The 13866-nt window shown below is 67.3% G+C and carries 9 protein-coding genes; 5 read left to right on the top strand and 4 right to left on the bottom strand.

Annotated features, from left to right (window positions below; translation table 11 throughout):
- The first annotated feature begins 30 nt into the window (after nt 1-30).
- Nucleotides 31-1215: an SGNH/GDSL hydrolase family protein gene (locus ACQY72_RS10475; RefSeq protein WP_428153449.1), complete on the top strand. Its 1185-nt coding sequence runs from the start codon at nt 31-33 to the stop codon at nt 1213-1215.
- Here ACQY72_RS10475 and ACQY72_RS10470 read toward each other — a convergent pair.
- Genes ACQY72_RS10470 through kdgD form a run of 3 tightly spaced genes read right to left on the bottom strand, consistent with a single transcriptional unit; the run spans nt 1212 to nt 4704 of the window.
- Nucleotides 1212-2786, bottom strand: a complete 1575-nt coding sequence (locus ACQY72_RS10470) for a carboxylesterase/lipase family protein (protein ID WP_428153448.1) — start codon at nt 2784-2786, stop codon at nt 1212-1214. The genes ACQY72_RS10475 and ACQY72_RS10470 overlap by 4 nt on opposite strands.
- A gap of 11 nt (nt 2787-2797) precedes the next feature.
- The gene (locus tag ACQY72_RS10465) at nt 2798-3703 is read right to left on the bottom strand and encodes a LysR substrate-binding domain-containing protein (protein WP_428153446.1); all 906 of its coding nucleotides are present in this window, start codon (nt 3701-3703) and stop codon (nt 2798-2800) included.
- Nucleotides 3704-3759: 56 nt separating this feature from the next.
- A complete protein-coding gene (gene kdgD / locus ACQY72_RS10460; protein WP_428153445.1) occupies nt 3760-4704 on the bottom strand; it encodes a 5-dehydro-4-deoxyglucarate dehydratase in 945 nt (314 codons plus the stop codon).
- Between the two features lie 371 nt (nt 4705-5075).
- Here kdgD and ACQY72_RS10455 point away from each other — a divergent pair, with 371 nt between their 5' ends.
- Genes ACQY72_RS10455 through ACQY72_RS10440 form a run of 4 tightly spaced genes read left to right on the top strand, consistent with a single transcriptional unit; the run spans nt 5076 to nt 11459 of the window.
- Complete coding sequence (locus tag ACQY72_RS10455) at nt 5076-8669, top strand: hydantoinase B/oxoprolinase family protein (RefSeq protein WP_428153443.1); 3594 nt, start codon at nt 5076-5078, stop codon at nt 8667-8669.
- A gap of 53 nt (nt 8670-8722) precedes the next feature.
- On the top strand, nt 8723-9469 hold the full coding sequence (locus ACQY72_RS10450) for a DUF969 domain-containing protein (protein WP_428153442.1): 747 nt from the start codon (nt 8723-8725) through the stop codon (nt 9467-9469).
- Nucleotides 9466-10431 (top strand): DUF979 domain-containing protein, encoded by a 966-nt coding sequence (locus ACQY72_RS10445; RefSeq protein WP_428153440.1) that lies wholly within the window; start codon nt 9466-9468, stop codon nt 10429-10431. The genes ACQY72_RS10450 and ACQY72_RS10445 overlap by 4 nt, the downstream gene beginning before the upstream one ends.
- 2 nt (nt 10432-10433) lie before the next feature.
- Entirely contained in the window at nt 10434-11459 is a 1026-nt protein-coding gene (locus ACQY72_RS10440) for a DUF2891 domain-containing protein (protein ID WP_428153438.1), read from the top strand.
- A 78-nt stretch (nt 11460-11537) separates the two neighbouring features.
- Here the strand turns inward: ACQY72_RS10440 and ACQY72_RS10435 are convergent, their stop codons facing one another.
- Nucleotides 11538-13775 (bottom strand): TonB-dependent receptor, encoded by a 2238-nt coding sequence (locus ACQY72_RS10435; protein ID WP_428153437.1) that lies wholly within the window; start codon nt 13773-13775, stop codon nt 11538-11540.
- Between the last annotated feature and the right edge of the window lie 91 nt (nt 13776-13866).

Genomic DNA, 13866 nt, shown 5'->3' with positions numbered 1-13866 from the left:
ATGACGGCGATGAGCGGTGTTGCGATATCGATGAAGGTCGCAGCCGTTCTTGCCCTATCGCTGCTAGCGCCTTCTGGCCTTGCGCAGGCGCCCGAGGCTCCGCGCTGGGTCGCGGCCTATGTCTATGCGCCGTCGAACAATGCCGGACCACGCGGCCCTGCGTCCGCGCCAAATCCCAACGATCCGCGCGGCCCTCTGGGACCGTCTCAGGTCGAGGCCGTCACCCTGACCCAAACGGCGCTCGTCACCGTCTCGGGCCATCGCATCCGGCTCCGCCTGTCCAACACCTATGGCGACTTGCCCATTGTCGTAGGAGGCGTCACCGTCAGCCATGCCGGACAGAAGACCGTCGTAACTTTCGACGGCGAGACAGGCGTCACCCTGCCGCCCGGCGCGGCCTGGCTGTCCGATCACGTCGCTCTGCCCGTCTCGGCCCTCGACAAGGTCGCCGTCTCTATCGCGTATCCGCAGGCGACAAGCCTTCCGACCCACCGGGTCCGTCAGACGATGCGCGGCGCCGATGGAATCGAAAGCGCACCCCTTCGCCTCGGCGCCCTTCTCTCCGGCATAGAGGTCGAGACCGCCGCCCCGGCCGGCGTCATCGTCGCCTTCGGAGATTCGATCACCGAGGGCACGGGCAGCCTGCCCTCCGCCCCCGGCGGCTGGCCCGAACGCCTGGCGGCGCGACTGATCGAGGCGGGTCGCCCATGGGCCGTCATCAACGCCGGCATCGGCGGCAATCGCCTACTGAACCAGGGCTCCGGCCCGTCCGGCCTCGAACGCCTGGACGAAGACGCCCTGATCGCCTCGGGCGGTCGTTGCCTGATCCTGCTGGAAGGCATCAACGACATCGGCCGTCCCGCCCGTCCGGCCTACGCCCATCAGGCGATCACGGCCGACGACCTGATCGCCGGCTATCGCCAGGTCATCGCCCGCGCCCACGCCGCCGGCTTCACGGTCGTGCTGGCGACCATCCCCCCGTTCGAAGGCGCCAACTATTTCACGCCGGAGGGCGAGACGATCCGTCAGGCCGTCAACGCCTGGCTTCGCAATAGCAGCGAGATCGACCGCGTCGTCGACTTCGACGCCGTCCTGCGCGATCCCTCGTCGCCGTCGAAACTGCTGCCCGCCTATCACAGCGGCGACTGGCTCCATCCGTCCGACGCCGGCTATCAGGCCATGGCCGACGCCGTTCCGCTGGACGCCTGCGACTAGGTTCCCTGTTTCAAGAAGGGCGCGGTCTGGAAAAGGCGGCGCTCATCGGCGCGAGGGTCGTTCTCGATCCGGCTGTCCACATCAAAGATCATCGTCGCCCGCTCCGGCAGAGTATAGCGCCCCCAGGCCGGGATGGCGGCGTTGTTCGGGTCGCCGGTCCGGGCGAAGGCGATGAAGGTCTCGCTCATCGCCGCCGCCACCTTCAGCGCCTGCGCGCCCGTCCCCGTCTTCGATCCCGGCTTGTCGCAGTTGTCGAAGGCCAGGGCGATGTCGAAGCTGTGGAAGGCGCCCAGTCGCGGCTCGACCGGCGACCCGAAGTCCAGCTGATACATCCATGTCGTGCCGTTCAGTTTCGCCCGCTCCTCGGCCTGTATCAGATGCCCCGGCCGCGACCGCCCGCAGGTCGCGGCCGCGAAGAAGACGTCGCTGGGCGACATCTGCGGGAACCTCTGGCGATACCAGTCCACCACATATTGCGCGTTCAGATCGACCACGAACTCAGGCGCCAGCTTGGCCGCCACCGTGTCCCAGGTCAGGTGGAAGTTGCGCTCGTCCCCCGCCGTAAAGGCTCGCGCCTCGTCATGGGTGTTGCCGATGATCATCGGGATATGCCCGCTCTCGCGCGGCGCATCCGGCACGAACGGATGACGCGGCAGCGTGTCGTGATCCATCACCGAGTGGAAATACATCCCGCCCTTCTCGATCGGATCGGCCATGCGCAACGCCTCGACCAGTCGCGCCGCCGGCAGGGTCGCCAGCTCGGCCGCCCGTTCCGGCGTCAGGCCCAGATGATCCAGGAAGGCGCGCATCCGCAGCTCAGCATGCTGCGGCCCCATGGCCGTCACATGCTGACCGCTCATGGTGATGACGCGGTGATACAGACCGGCCGCACGCGGCATGGCCATCAGCGTCACCAGCTTGGCCCCGCCGCCCGACTGACCAAAAACGGTGACGTTCGCCGGATCGCCGCCGAAGTTCGCGATATTGTCCCGCACCCACTCCAGCGCCAGGATCAGGTCCAGGTTTCCGACGCTGCCCGAGGCCGCATAGGCGCCGCCCAGGATTTGGCCCAGACCGTTGTAGCCGAACACATTCAGCCGGTGGTTGACCGTCACCACCACCACGTCGCCGCGTCGGCACAGGGCTGCGCCGTCATACAGCGGACTGGAACCCGAGCCGTTGGCATGGGCTCCGCCGTGGACATAGACCATGACCGGCCGCGCCGCCCCGTCGGCCAGGCCCGGCGTCCAGACGTTCAGGAACAGGCAGTCCTCGTCCTGATCCGCCTCATCGCTCTTCTGCGGCGACGCATGGCCATAGGTCGTCGCCTCGGCGATCCCGCGCCAGGCCTGGGGCGCGACCGGCGACTGAAACCGTCGCGCCGACGTATCCGCCCCATAGCGCACGCCCTTGAAGACCTTGATGTCCCGATCCAGAGAACCGCGCACCCGACCGTGACGCGTCGTCGCCACCGGCGCCGCACCCTCGGCGTTCACCCCTCCGGCCATGACCGCCAGCGCGACCCCGCCGCCGCCCATGGCGCAGACCGTCCGTCGCGTGTGCTCGACCATGAGGCGTCTCCTTAGGGGGCAGCGCCCTCCACCTGGGCCTCGATCAGGGCCAGGAAGGGCTTCAGGCTGGGGTTGTCGTTGTCGCGGCGCCAGGCCACGAACAGTTCGACCGGCTGGGCCGGGGTGATGTTCAGGGGCCGGAACTCCACCCCGTCGAAATGCAGACGCGTCGCCGCCTCCGGCACCACGGCCGCGCCGATCCGGGCGTGGACCAGGGCCAGGATCGAGTGGATCTGGCTCATGTGCTGCACGAACTGCGGCGAGACCCCCGCCTCGTCGAACAGGCCGCTCAGCATGCCGTAGAAATAACCGGCCCCCTCGGGGGCATACATGACCATGGGCAGGCCGTCGAAATCCGACAGGTCGATCACCGCCTTGGCCAGGCGCGGATCGCCGGTCGGCAGGGCCGCCAGCAAGGGCTCGGTCATGACCCGCAACTTGTCGAACTCGGGCCGGTTCAATGGCGGCCGGATCAGGCCCAGATCGATCCGCCCGGTCAGCAGGGCCTCGATCTGTTCGCCGGTCACCATCTCGCGCAGGGCCAGATCGACATTGGGCAGTTTGGTCCGGCCCAGTTCCACAAGCTTGGGCAGGAAGCTGTAGCCCGACGCCGCCGTGAAGCCGATCGCCACCCGCCCCGCATCGCCGCTGGCGATCCGCCGCGTCGCCAGGGCCGCCGTCTCGGCCAGACGCAGTATCCGCCGCGCCTCGATAAGGAAGCCCCGACCGGCGGGCGTCAGCCGCACCGAACGGCTGGTGCGATCCAGAAGGACCACGCCCAGTATCCGCTCCAGCAATTGCACCTGCCGGCTCAGCGGCGGCTGGGTCATGTTCAGCCGCGTCGCCGCCCGGCCGAAATGCAGTTCCTCGGCCACGGCGACGAAGCACCGGAGCTGGCTCAGTTCGAACATGGTCATGCCTCCCTCGAACCGACGAACCTAGTCGCTTCGATCCGAGGGGGACAGGTCACGGTTCAGCCGTTCGCCGCCAGCTTGACCGGCGCCGGCTGGACCTTGGCGATCAAGGCTTCCAGCTCGGCGAACTCGGCCGCGTTCAGGTCGGTCAACGGCGTGCGAACCGGACCGGCGCTGCGGCCGATGGCCGTCATGCCCGCCTTGACGATGGAAACAGCGTATCCCTTGCCCTTGTTGCGCAGGGCCACGTACGGCAGCACGAAGTCGCGCAGACCCGCCATGATCGTCTCGTGATCGCGCTCGCGCACCGCCTTGTAGAAGCTCAGGGCGAAGTCAGGCACGAAGTTGAACACGGCCGACGAATAGGTGGTGACGCCCATCTCCAGATAGGCCGGCGCAAAGGTCTCGGCCGTGGGCAGGCCGCCGACATAGGTCAGCCGATCGCCCATCCGGGCATAGACCTGCATCATCAGTTCGATGTCGCCGACGCCGTCCTTGAACCCGACCAGGTTCGGATTGCGCTCGCATAGCGTCTCAAGCGTCTCGGCCTTCAGCACGGCGTTGTCGCGGTTGTAGACGATGACGCCCAGGCTGGTCGCCTTGCACACCGCCTCGACGTGCGCCGCCAGACCTTCCTGGCCGGGGAACATCAGATAGGGCGGCAGCAGCAGGATGCCGTCGGCGCCCGCCGCCTCGGCCGACTTCGCCATCTCGACGGCGATGGCGGTGCCATAGCCTGCGCCTGCGATCACCGGGGTCTTCCCGGCCGTCTCGGCCACCGCAGCCTTGACCACGGCCTCGACCTCGCCCGGCGTCAGCGAGAAGAACTCGCCCGTTCCGCCAGCGGCGAACAGGCCGGCCAGATCATGCTGCAGCATCCAGCCGCAATGTTCGCGATAGCCGGCTTCGTTGAAGCGGCCCTCGGCGTCGAAATGGGTCACCGGGAACGACAGCAGGCCGCCGCCGATCGTGCCGGCCATCTCGGTCGGAGTCATTCTGGACATGGGAATTCCTGTCGTCTCACGGCGCAAGCCGCCCCTGCGGCGTTTTGTCTGCTCGCCTTAGACTGAACGGTATCCACCCCGCCCCGGCGGGTCTAAGCCAAAGCCGCTATCGACCGATGCGGCTTTTGTCTGGATCGGCCGGATCGCCCCGCCGAATGGGATCGATGCGAACGACGCACCGATCCATGCCGGATTGGCAATTCTCGTCGTGGGTCGGACTTCCTAGCTCCCGTGCATCATCGCAGGACATGACCGGCAGGCTAGTAATTTCGCAATGGATTTGGACAGGAGGAGATTTTCGGCGGGCGCGGGCGACATCCTGAGCCCGGCGACCAAATCACGCTAAGAAGGCGGCACGGACGGAGGCGGAAATGGCGGCTTGGAGATTCTGGATCGATCGGGGCGGCACCTTCACCGACGTGATCGCTCGTGCGCCGGATGGCGTGTTGCAGACCCGAAAGCTGCTGTCGGTCAATCCCGAACAGTATGCCGACGCGGCGGTGGAGGGCATTCGCCGCATCCTGGACGCCGGGTCTGGACCGCTGGCGCCGGGTCTGGTCGAGGACGTGCGGATGGGCACGACGGTTGCGACCAACGCCTTGCTGGAACGCAAGGGCGAACCGACGCTGCTGGCGATCACGGCGGGGTTTGGCGACGCCCTGCGCATCGGCTGGCAGGCGCGGCCCGAGCTGTTCGTGCGCAACATCGTGCTGAACGATCAGCTTTATGATCGCGTGGTCGAGATCGATGAGCGCGTGATGGCGGACGGCGCGGTCGATCGGCCGCTGGACGAGGACAAGGCGCGGGCCGATCTGACGGCGGCCCATGCATCTGGGCTGCGCGCCGTCGCCATCGTTCTGGTCCACGGCTGGCGCTTCACCGACCATGAGACACGCCTGGCGGAGATCGCGCGCGAGGTCGGGTTCGAACAGGTTTCGGTCAGTCACGAGGTAGGTGCGCTGATCAAGCTGATCGGGCGGGGCGACACCACCGTGGCGGACGCCTATCTGTCGCCGATCCTGCGCGCCTATGTGGAGCGGGTCGGGGCCGATCTGGGCACGGCGACGCCGCTGCAGTTCATGCAGTCGTCGGGCGGACTGACGGCGGCCGACGCCTTTCGGGGCAAGGACGCCATCCTGTCGGGACCGGCGGGCGGCGTGGTGGCGATGGCCGAGACGGCCAAGGCGGCGGGCTTCGACCGCGCCATCGGTTTCGACATGGGCGGCACCTCAACCGACGTGTCCCACTTCGCCGGCGACTATGAGCGGACGTCGGACGCCGTGGTCGCCGGGGTGCGGCTGCGGGCTCCGATGCTGAGCATTCATACCGTCGCGGCGGGCGGCGGCTCGATCTGCCGGTTCGAGGGTGGACGCCTGCGGGTCGGGCCTGAATCGGCCGGTGCGGTTCCGGGACCGGCCGCCTATCGGCGCGGCGGACCGCTGACGGTGACGGACTGCAACGTGATGCTGGGCAAGCTGAGCCCCGACTTCTTTCCCGCCGTCTTCGGGCAGAAAGCCGACCAGTCGCTGGACGCCGAGGCCGTGCGCGACCGATTCGCCGCCCTCACGGCCGAGGTGGAGGCCGCGACTGGACGCGCGACGACGCCGGGCGCGCTGGCGGAGGGCTTCGTCACCATCGCCGTGCAGAATATGGCAGAGGCGATCCGTTCGATCTCGATTCAGCGCGGCTATGACGTGACCCGCTATGTGCTGAACTGTTTCGGCGGCGCGGGCGGACAGCACGCCTGTCTGGTCGCCGACGCCCTAGGCATGACCAGGGTGCTGCTGCATCCGTTCGCGGGCGTGCTGTCGGCCTATGGCATGGGCCTCGCCGAGGTGCGGGCCATCCGCCAGGCGACCGAGGCGACACCGCTGGACGCCACGCGCGACAAGGCCTTGGACGACAGGATCGCCGAGCTTTCGACTGCCGCGCGAGCCGATCTTGAAGCCCAGGGTTTCGCGGCCGACGCCATTTCCACAGTCGCCCGCGCCGAAATCAAATTCGCCGGTTCCGACACGCCCCTGGTCGTGCCTTTCGGCCCCGCCGATGCGATGGCCGAGGCCTTCGAGGCCCTGCACCGCCGCCGCTTCGGCTTCTTCGCCGAAGACAAGGCCCTGGTCGTCGAGACCCTGGAGGTCGAAGCCGTCGGCCATTCGGACCAGGCGCCATCGATGCCGACCCTAACCACCGCGAGCGGATCGCTGGAGACCGTCGCGGTCCTGACCGTCCGCATGGCCGGTCAGGACCGCCAGACCCCCGTCCATCGCCGTGACGCCCTGACGCCGGGCTGGGCGATCGACGGCCCGGCCATATTGCTGGAAGACACCGGCACCACCGTGGTCGAGCCCGGATGGCGCGCGACGATCGACGCCAAGGCCAATCTGCTGCTGGAGCGGGTGGTCGCCCTGCCCGCTCGAACGGCCATCGGCACGGATGTCGATCCGATCATGCTGGAGGTGTTCAACAGCCGCTTCATGGCCTGCGCCGAACAGATGGGCGAGGCCCTGCGCGCCACCGCCTATTCGGTGAACATCAAGGAGCGGCTGGACTTCTCCTGCGCCATATTCCACGCGACCGGCGCCCTGATCGCCAACGCCCCGCATATCCCGGTCCACCTGGGATCGATGGGCGAAAGCATCCGCACCGTGATCGCATCACGCGGAGGCGGCGGCATGAACCGGGGCGACGTCTATATGCTGAACGCGCCCTACAACGGCGGCACCCACTTGCCCGACATCACCGTCATCATGCCGGTGTTCCTGGACGATGACGCCGCGCCGGCCTTCTTCGTCGCCGCGCGCGGACACCATGCCGACGTGGGCGGAACCACGCCGGGCTCCATGCCCGCCTCGTCGCGGACAGTGGACGACGAGGGAGTTCTGATCGACGACTTCCTGCTGGTGGACGCCGGGCGGCTGCGAGAGGCCGAGACCCGCGCCCTGTTCGCCTCAGGCCGTCATCCGTCGCGCAACATCGATCAGAACCTAGCCGACCTGAAGGCCCAGATCGCATCCTGCACACGCGGCGCAGACGAACTGATCCGCATGACCGCTGAGTTCGGTCGTCCCGTCGTCACCGCCTATATGGGCCACATCCAGGACAATGCCGAAGAGGCCGTGCGGCGCGCCATCGCCGCATTGAAACCCGGCGCCTTCGCCTATGAGATGGACGACGGCGCCGTCATTCGCGTCCGTATCGACGTGGACACTGAGGCGCGCAGCGCCGTCGTCGACTTCACCGGAACCAGCGAACAGCGCCCCACCAACTTCAACGCGCCCCTGTCGATCACGCGGGCGGCGACACTCTATGTCTTCCGCACCCTGGTCGACGACGCCATTCCACTGAACGAGGGGTGCCTGAAGCCGATCGAACTGATCGTGCCGGAGGGATCGATGCTGAACCCCCGCTATCCGGCCGCAGTGGTCGCCGGCAATGTCGAGACCAGCCAGGCGGTCGTGGACACCCTGTACGGCGCCCTGGGCGTTCTGGCCGCCAGTCAGGGGACGATGAACAACTTCACCTTCGGCGACGATGCGCGTCAGTATTACGAGACCATCGCCGGAGGCTCGGGCGCCGGGCCTGATTTCGACGGGACCAGCGCGGTCCAGACCCATATGACCAACAGCCGCCTGACCGATCCCGAGGTGCTGGAAACCCGCTTCCCGGTCCTGCTGGAGGAATTCTCGATCCGTCGAGGCTCCGGCGGCGCGGGTCGCTGGACGGGCGGCGACGGCGCCGTGCGACGGGTGAGGTTCCTGGAGCCGATGACCGCCGCCATCCTGTCCAACCACCGCCGTGTCCCGCCGTTCGGCGTCGACGGCGGCAAACCCGGCGCGACTGGGATCAACCGCATCGAACGCGCGGACGGCACGGTCGAACCCCTGGCTTCGACGGCCGAGGTCTCCATGGCGCCCGGCGATGTCTTCGTCATCGAGACGCCCGGCGGCGGCGGCTTCGGCGAATGAGGCTTCCGCAGTCGTTCGAACCGCGCAATCCTCCGTATCGAGGGGGATGAACCATGCTGGTGCTTATCGGGATCGCGGTCGTGGTCGTGGGCTTCGTCGCCCGGATCAATCCTCTGGTGGTCATTCTGGTCGCGGCGATCACGACAGGGGTGCTGGCGGCGGTCGGACCGGTCGTGGATGCGCGCGCCCTGCTGACGGCGGGGATCGACACCATCAGCCGGTTCGGCGAGGCCTTCAACGACAACCGCTATTTCCACATCACCTGGCTGGTCCTGCCGGTGATCGGCCTTCTGGAACACGCCGGGCTGCAGGAGCGGGCGCGAGATCTGGTGACCCAGGTCAAGGCCGCAACGGCTGGTCGTCTGATGCTGATCTATCTGATCGTGCGCCAGGCGACCTCGGCTCTGGGGCTGACCTCGTTGGGCGGGCACCCGCAGATGGTCCGCCCCCTGATCGCGCCGATGGCCGAGGGCGCGGCCGAGACCGAACATGGCCCCCTGACAAACAAGGCCCGGTTCCGCATTCGCGGCATGGCGGCCGGAACCGACAATATCGGCCTGTTCTTCGGCGAGGACATCTTCATCGCCATCGGCTCCATCGTCCTGATCGTCGGCTTTCTGGAACAGGCCGGGGTGCGGGTCGAGGCTCTGCACGTCTCGTTGTGGGCCATCCCTACCGCCGTCGTCGCCTTGCTGGTGCACGGCGCCCGCCTGCTGATGTTCGACCGTCAGGTGCGCAAGGACATGGCCGTGCCCGACGTCGTCGAGGACGTGGAGCCAAAGACGGGGATGGGCCGATGATCACGCTGGAACACGCCTATGTGGCGACGGGCCTGATGTTCGCGGCCTTCTCGATCCTCAGCCTGCGCGACCCGTTGAACCCGACCCGGTTCCGCAGCGCCCTGTTTTGGGGCCTGATCGCCGTCTCCCTGCTGTTCGGCTCGTGGCTGGGCGGCCTGGGCAACGGCCTGCTGGTCATCGCCCTGGTCGTGATCGGCGCGATGGGCAAGCTGGGCGTCGGCAAGCCCGTCACAACGACAGGCGAGCAACGTCAGGCCAGCGCCTCACGCTGGCGCAACGCCCTGTTCGTGCCTGCGCTGATGGTGCCGTTGGTGGCCGTGGGCGGCACGCTTCTGGCCAAATACACCCCGGCCGGCGCCTGGCTGATCTCGCCGGTGCAGACGACCCTGATCTCGCTGGGCCTGGGTTGCGTCGTGGCGCTGGTCGTCGCCATGGTCTGGTTCCGACCACCAGTCATGGCCCCGGTGCAAGAGGGGCGTCGCCTGATGGACTCCATCGGCTGGGCGGCGCTTCTGCCGCAGATGCTGGCCTCGCTTGGCGCGGTCTTCCTCACCGCCGACGTGGGTCAGGTGGTGGGCGATCTGGTGGCCCAGGTCATTCCCATGACCTCAGCCTTCCTCGCCGTCTTCGCCTATTGCGCCGGCATGGCCCTGTTCACCATCATCATGGGCAACGCCTTCGCCGCCTTCCCCGTCATGACCGCCGCCATCGGCCTGCCCATCGTGGTGCATCAGTTCGGCGGCGACCCCTCCATCGTCTGCGCCATCGGCATGCTGGCCGGCTTCTGCGGAACCCTGATGACGCCGATGGCGGCCAATTTCAACGTCGTGCCCGCCAACCTGCTGGAACTGCCCGACCGCAACGCGCCCCTGAACGGGGTCATCCGCGCCCAGCTGCCGACCGCCGCCATCATGCTCGTGGCCAATATGCTGCTGATGTATTTCCTCGCCTTCCGGTTCTGATCATGACGCAAAGCCTCGACGCCACCCTCGCGGCCCGGTTCGCCGCCACCGCCCTGGGCCATGTCACACGCGAATATCCCAACCACATCATGCATGTGCTGATCGGCCCGCAGGACGCCCGCACCCCGCGCGACATGCATCCGATCTTTTTCGGCAGTTTCGACTGGCATTCGTGCGTGCATGGCTGGTGGACCCTGTTCACCCTCTATCGCCTGCATCCCGACATGGCCGAGGCCGGCCAGATCCGCGCCACGGCCGACGCCCTGTTCACGCCGGACAATGTCGCGGGCGAAGTCGCCTATCTGGACCGGCCGGAAGCCCGTGGGTTCGAACGTCCCTATGGCTGGGCCTGGCTGCTGATGCTGAGCGCCGAACTGGGTCGCCATGACACGGATGAAGGCCGCCGCTGGTTCGAGACCCTGCGTCCCCTGGCCCAGGTCTTCGCCGAGCGTTTCAAGGCCTTCCTGCCGCTGGCGGATTATCCGGTGCGGGTTGGAACCCATTACAACACCGCCTTCGCCCTGCGTCTGACGCTGGACTATGCCGATGCCCACGACGCCGATCTGGCCGCCGCATGCCGTGACGCCGCCCTGCGCTGGCACGCGAACGACCGCGACTGTCAGGCCTGGGAGCCGTCGCAGGATGAGTTCCTGTCCCCGGCCCTGATGGAGGCGGAACTGATGCGGCGCGTCCTGCCCGCCGCCGACTACCGCGCCTGGTTCGACGCCTTCCTGCCGCGCCTGGCCGAAGGCGAACCGGCGACGCTTCTTTCACCCGCGCGCGTCAGCGACCGCACCGACGGCAAGATCGCGCATCTGGACGGATTGAACCTGAGTCGAGGCTGGTGCTGGCGCGCCATCGCGGCGGCCCTCCCCGCATCCGAACCGCTGAAAGCCGTCGCCACGGCCGCCGCCCAGCGCCACCTCGACGCCGCCCTGCCCCACGTCACCGGCGACTATATGGGCGAGCACTGGCTGGCCAGCTTCGCCCTTCTCGCTCTGCATGAGCCGGGGACGGTTGGCGACTGAACGCATCGTTGGAGCGGTGACCGCTTCGCCTGAATGGCCTTCCGGTGAAGCCAGGGCGCTTCACCGGACGGTCGGACTTTAGAACCGCTTGGTCAGCTGCACGCCGTAGGTGCGCGGTTCGTTGACGAAAGCGGTCAGGTTGTTGAAGTCGATGCCGCCGATCACATTCTCTTCGTCGGTGATGTTGCGGACATAGGCAGCCGCCTCGATGCCGCGGTTCAGGTCGCGCCAGCCTGCGCGCAGGCCGCCTTCGAACGCCGTGTCCTGCATGAACTCGACCGATTCATAGAGGAACAGGTTGAAGTCCTTCTGCATGACCCAGTCGGTCGAGGCGAAGAGCTCGGTGTCGTTGCCCAGCGACCGGACATAGTTCAGCGTCAGGTTGGCGGTGTATTCCGGCGCCTGCGGGAAGGGGTTGCCGTCGATGTTGGCGCGACGGGTCGTGCCCACGGTCACGATCGGATCGGTGACGGTGCAGTTGGCGCCGCAGATGGCCACCAGCAGATCGCTGTCCTTGATCTCGGTGTGGTTCCAGGCGGCGCCGGCCGACAGGCTGAAGCCCGCGCCCAGATCGATGTCGCCGTCCAGTTCCAGGCCGTAACCTTCGCCCTTGTCGGCGTTGATCAGGCGGTTGACGTTGTCCGCGCCGCCGATGGCGGTGAACTGCATGTCGCTGACCTCATAGACATAGGCCGTCGCGTTGAAACGTGCGCGGCCGTCCAGCAGGCGGGCCTTCAGCCCGGTCTCGTAGGACATGACCGTCTCGGAGTCGGCCGTGGTCAGGACCGGCAGGTTGCGACCCTGGATCGACGGGCCGCGGTAACCCTTGGCCGCGCGCGCAAACACGTTGAGGCTGTCGTTGACCTCATAGAGGGCGCTGACGTCCCAGCTGACCTGTTCGTCGCCAACGGAGACGGCTCCCGTGCCGCCAGCGCCAGTGCCCAGCACGATGCGCCCGTTGTAGTCGCGGTTGTCGTCGGTGTAGCGGACGCCCGCCGTCACCTTCAGGGCCTCCGTCAGCTTGTAGCTGCCTTGACCGAACACCGACCAGGAGTCCGACTTCTGGACGATGTCGGTCACCCGCGTCGGCGCGGGATTGCCCGTGCCGTTGAAGGTGCCTGAGACCAGGTTGATCCGCTCGTCCCAATAGAAGGCGCCGACCTGCCAGCCGATGCGTCCGTCACCGTTCGACGCCAGACGCAGCTCATAGGTGTTCTGCAACAGGTCGCTGGAGAGGGTGCCGGTCTCGGAGTTGAAAGGCGTCTTGTAAGAGGCCGTCGCCGGAGCCGTGGCCACGCCGCCGTCGATGTCGCCGTCGCCCTGGGACCAGCCCTGGTACGAGCCGACGATGCCGGTCAGGGTGGCGGGGCCGAAATCATAGGCGACCTGAAGCGACTGCGAGGTCGTCTTCTGCTTCTGGAAGTTGTTGCGGCCACCGTCGTAATAGACGGTGTCGCGGTCGAAATTGCCGTTCAGTTCGTTCGAGCCCTTGGTCAGGGCGTTGGCGCGGTTCATCGTGCCTGTGCCGTCATAGTCGCGGGCCTGCAGGGTCAGCAGGGTCGAGAGACGATCGGTGGGGGTCCAAGCGACGTGGACGCGCGCGGCCAGATCGTTGAAACCGCCCAGATCGTCCTTGTCCGCATTGGCGAAGGACGGGTTGAAGGCGTTGTTCACCCAGTCGTCGCGGTGGTTCCACAAGATGGCGCCGCGCACCTGAAGCGTGTCCGACGCCGGCAGGGTGACGGCGGCCTCGGCCCGTGTCGAACCCAGATTGCCGTAGGTCAGCGAGCCGAAGCCGGTGAAGTCATCCGACGGCTTGACGGTGTCGATCTTGACAACGCCAGCGGGGGTGTTGCGGCCGAACAGGGTGCCTTGCGGACCGCGCAGCACTTCCAGCTGCTGCACGTCGAACAGGGGGAAGCCCTTCAGATAGACGCTCTCCAGCACGACATTGTCCAGCACCACCGAAACCGGCTGCGAGGCGGTGAAGTCGAAGTCCACATTGCCAAGACCGCGGATGTAGAAGCGCGGAGCGTAGCGGCCGTTCGAACTTTCGACCTGAAGGCTGGGCACGCGCGCCGACAGCGACAGGATGTCGGCGCCGCCGGCCGAGATGTCCTGCAAGGTCTGGGTGTTCAGGGCGGTGACGGCGAACGGCACCTCGCGGATGTTCTCGCTTCGGCGCTGGGCGGTGACGACGATGTCGTCGACGCCGGCGACTTCGGCGGCGGTGTCCGTCGTCTGGGCGAGAACCGAGCCGGCGCTCAGCAGGGCGATGCCGCTGACGGTGGCGGCCAGAAGGGCTTGGCGAAGCATGGGCGAGATTTCCTTAATGACGTGGGGGGCGACATGGGGAGGAGGCGTTGTCGCGCGACGCCGTAGAGCTTCGCAGCGACGGCCGCCAGAG

It is taken from the genome of Brevundimonas sp., from assembly GCF_965279155.1.
Lineage (GTDB): Bacteria > Pseudomonadota > Alphaproteobacteria > Caulobacterales > Caulobacteraceae > Brevundimonas.
Note: the sequence above shows the minus strand (reverse complement) of the source record. Positions and strands in the feature narration are given on the sequence as shown.

Excerpts from the sequence above, each read along its gene's own strand:
- ACQY72_RS10475 (WP_428153449.1), top strand. The coding sequence starts at position 31 with ATGAAGGTCGCAGCCGTTCTTGCCCTATCGCTGCTAGCGCCTTCTGGC.
- ACQY72_RS10435 (WP_428153437.1), bottom strand. The coding sequence starts at position 13,775 with ATGCTTCGCCAAGCCCTTCTGGCCGCCACCGTCAGCGGCATCGCCCTG.
- ACQY72_RS10455 (WP_428153443.1), top strand. The coding sequence starts at position 5,076 with ATGGCGGCTTGGAGATTCTGGATCGATCGGGGCGGCACCTTCACCGAC.
- ACQY72_RS10470 (WP_428153448.1), bottom strand. The coding sequence starts at position 2,786 with ATGGTCGAGCACACGCGACGGACGGTCTGCGCCATGGGCGGCGGCGGG.
- ACQY72_RS10445 (WP_428153440.1), top strand. The coding sequence starts at position 9,466 with ATGATCACGCTGGAACACGCCTATGTGGCGACGGGCCTGATGTTCGCG.
- ACQY72_RS10465 (WP_428153446.1), bottom strand. The coding sequence starts at position 3,703 with ATGACCATGTTCGAACTGAGCCAGCTCCGGTGCTTCGTCGCCGTGGCC.
- ACQY72_RS10440 (WP_428153438.1), top strand. The coding sequence starts at position 10,434 with ATGACGCAAAGCCTCGACGCCACCCTCGCGGCCCGGTTCGCCGCCACC.
- kdgD (WP_428153445.1), bottom strand. The coding sequence starts at position 4,704 with ATGTCCAGAATGACTCCGACCGAGATGGCCGGCACGATCGGCGGCGGC.
- ACQY72_RS10450 (WP_428153442.1), top strand. The coding sequence starts at position 8,723 with ATGCTGGTGCTTATCGGGATCGCGGTCGTGGTCGTGGGCTTCGTCGCC.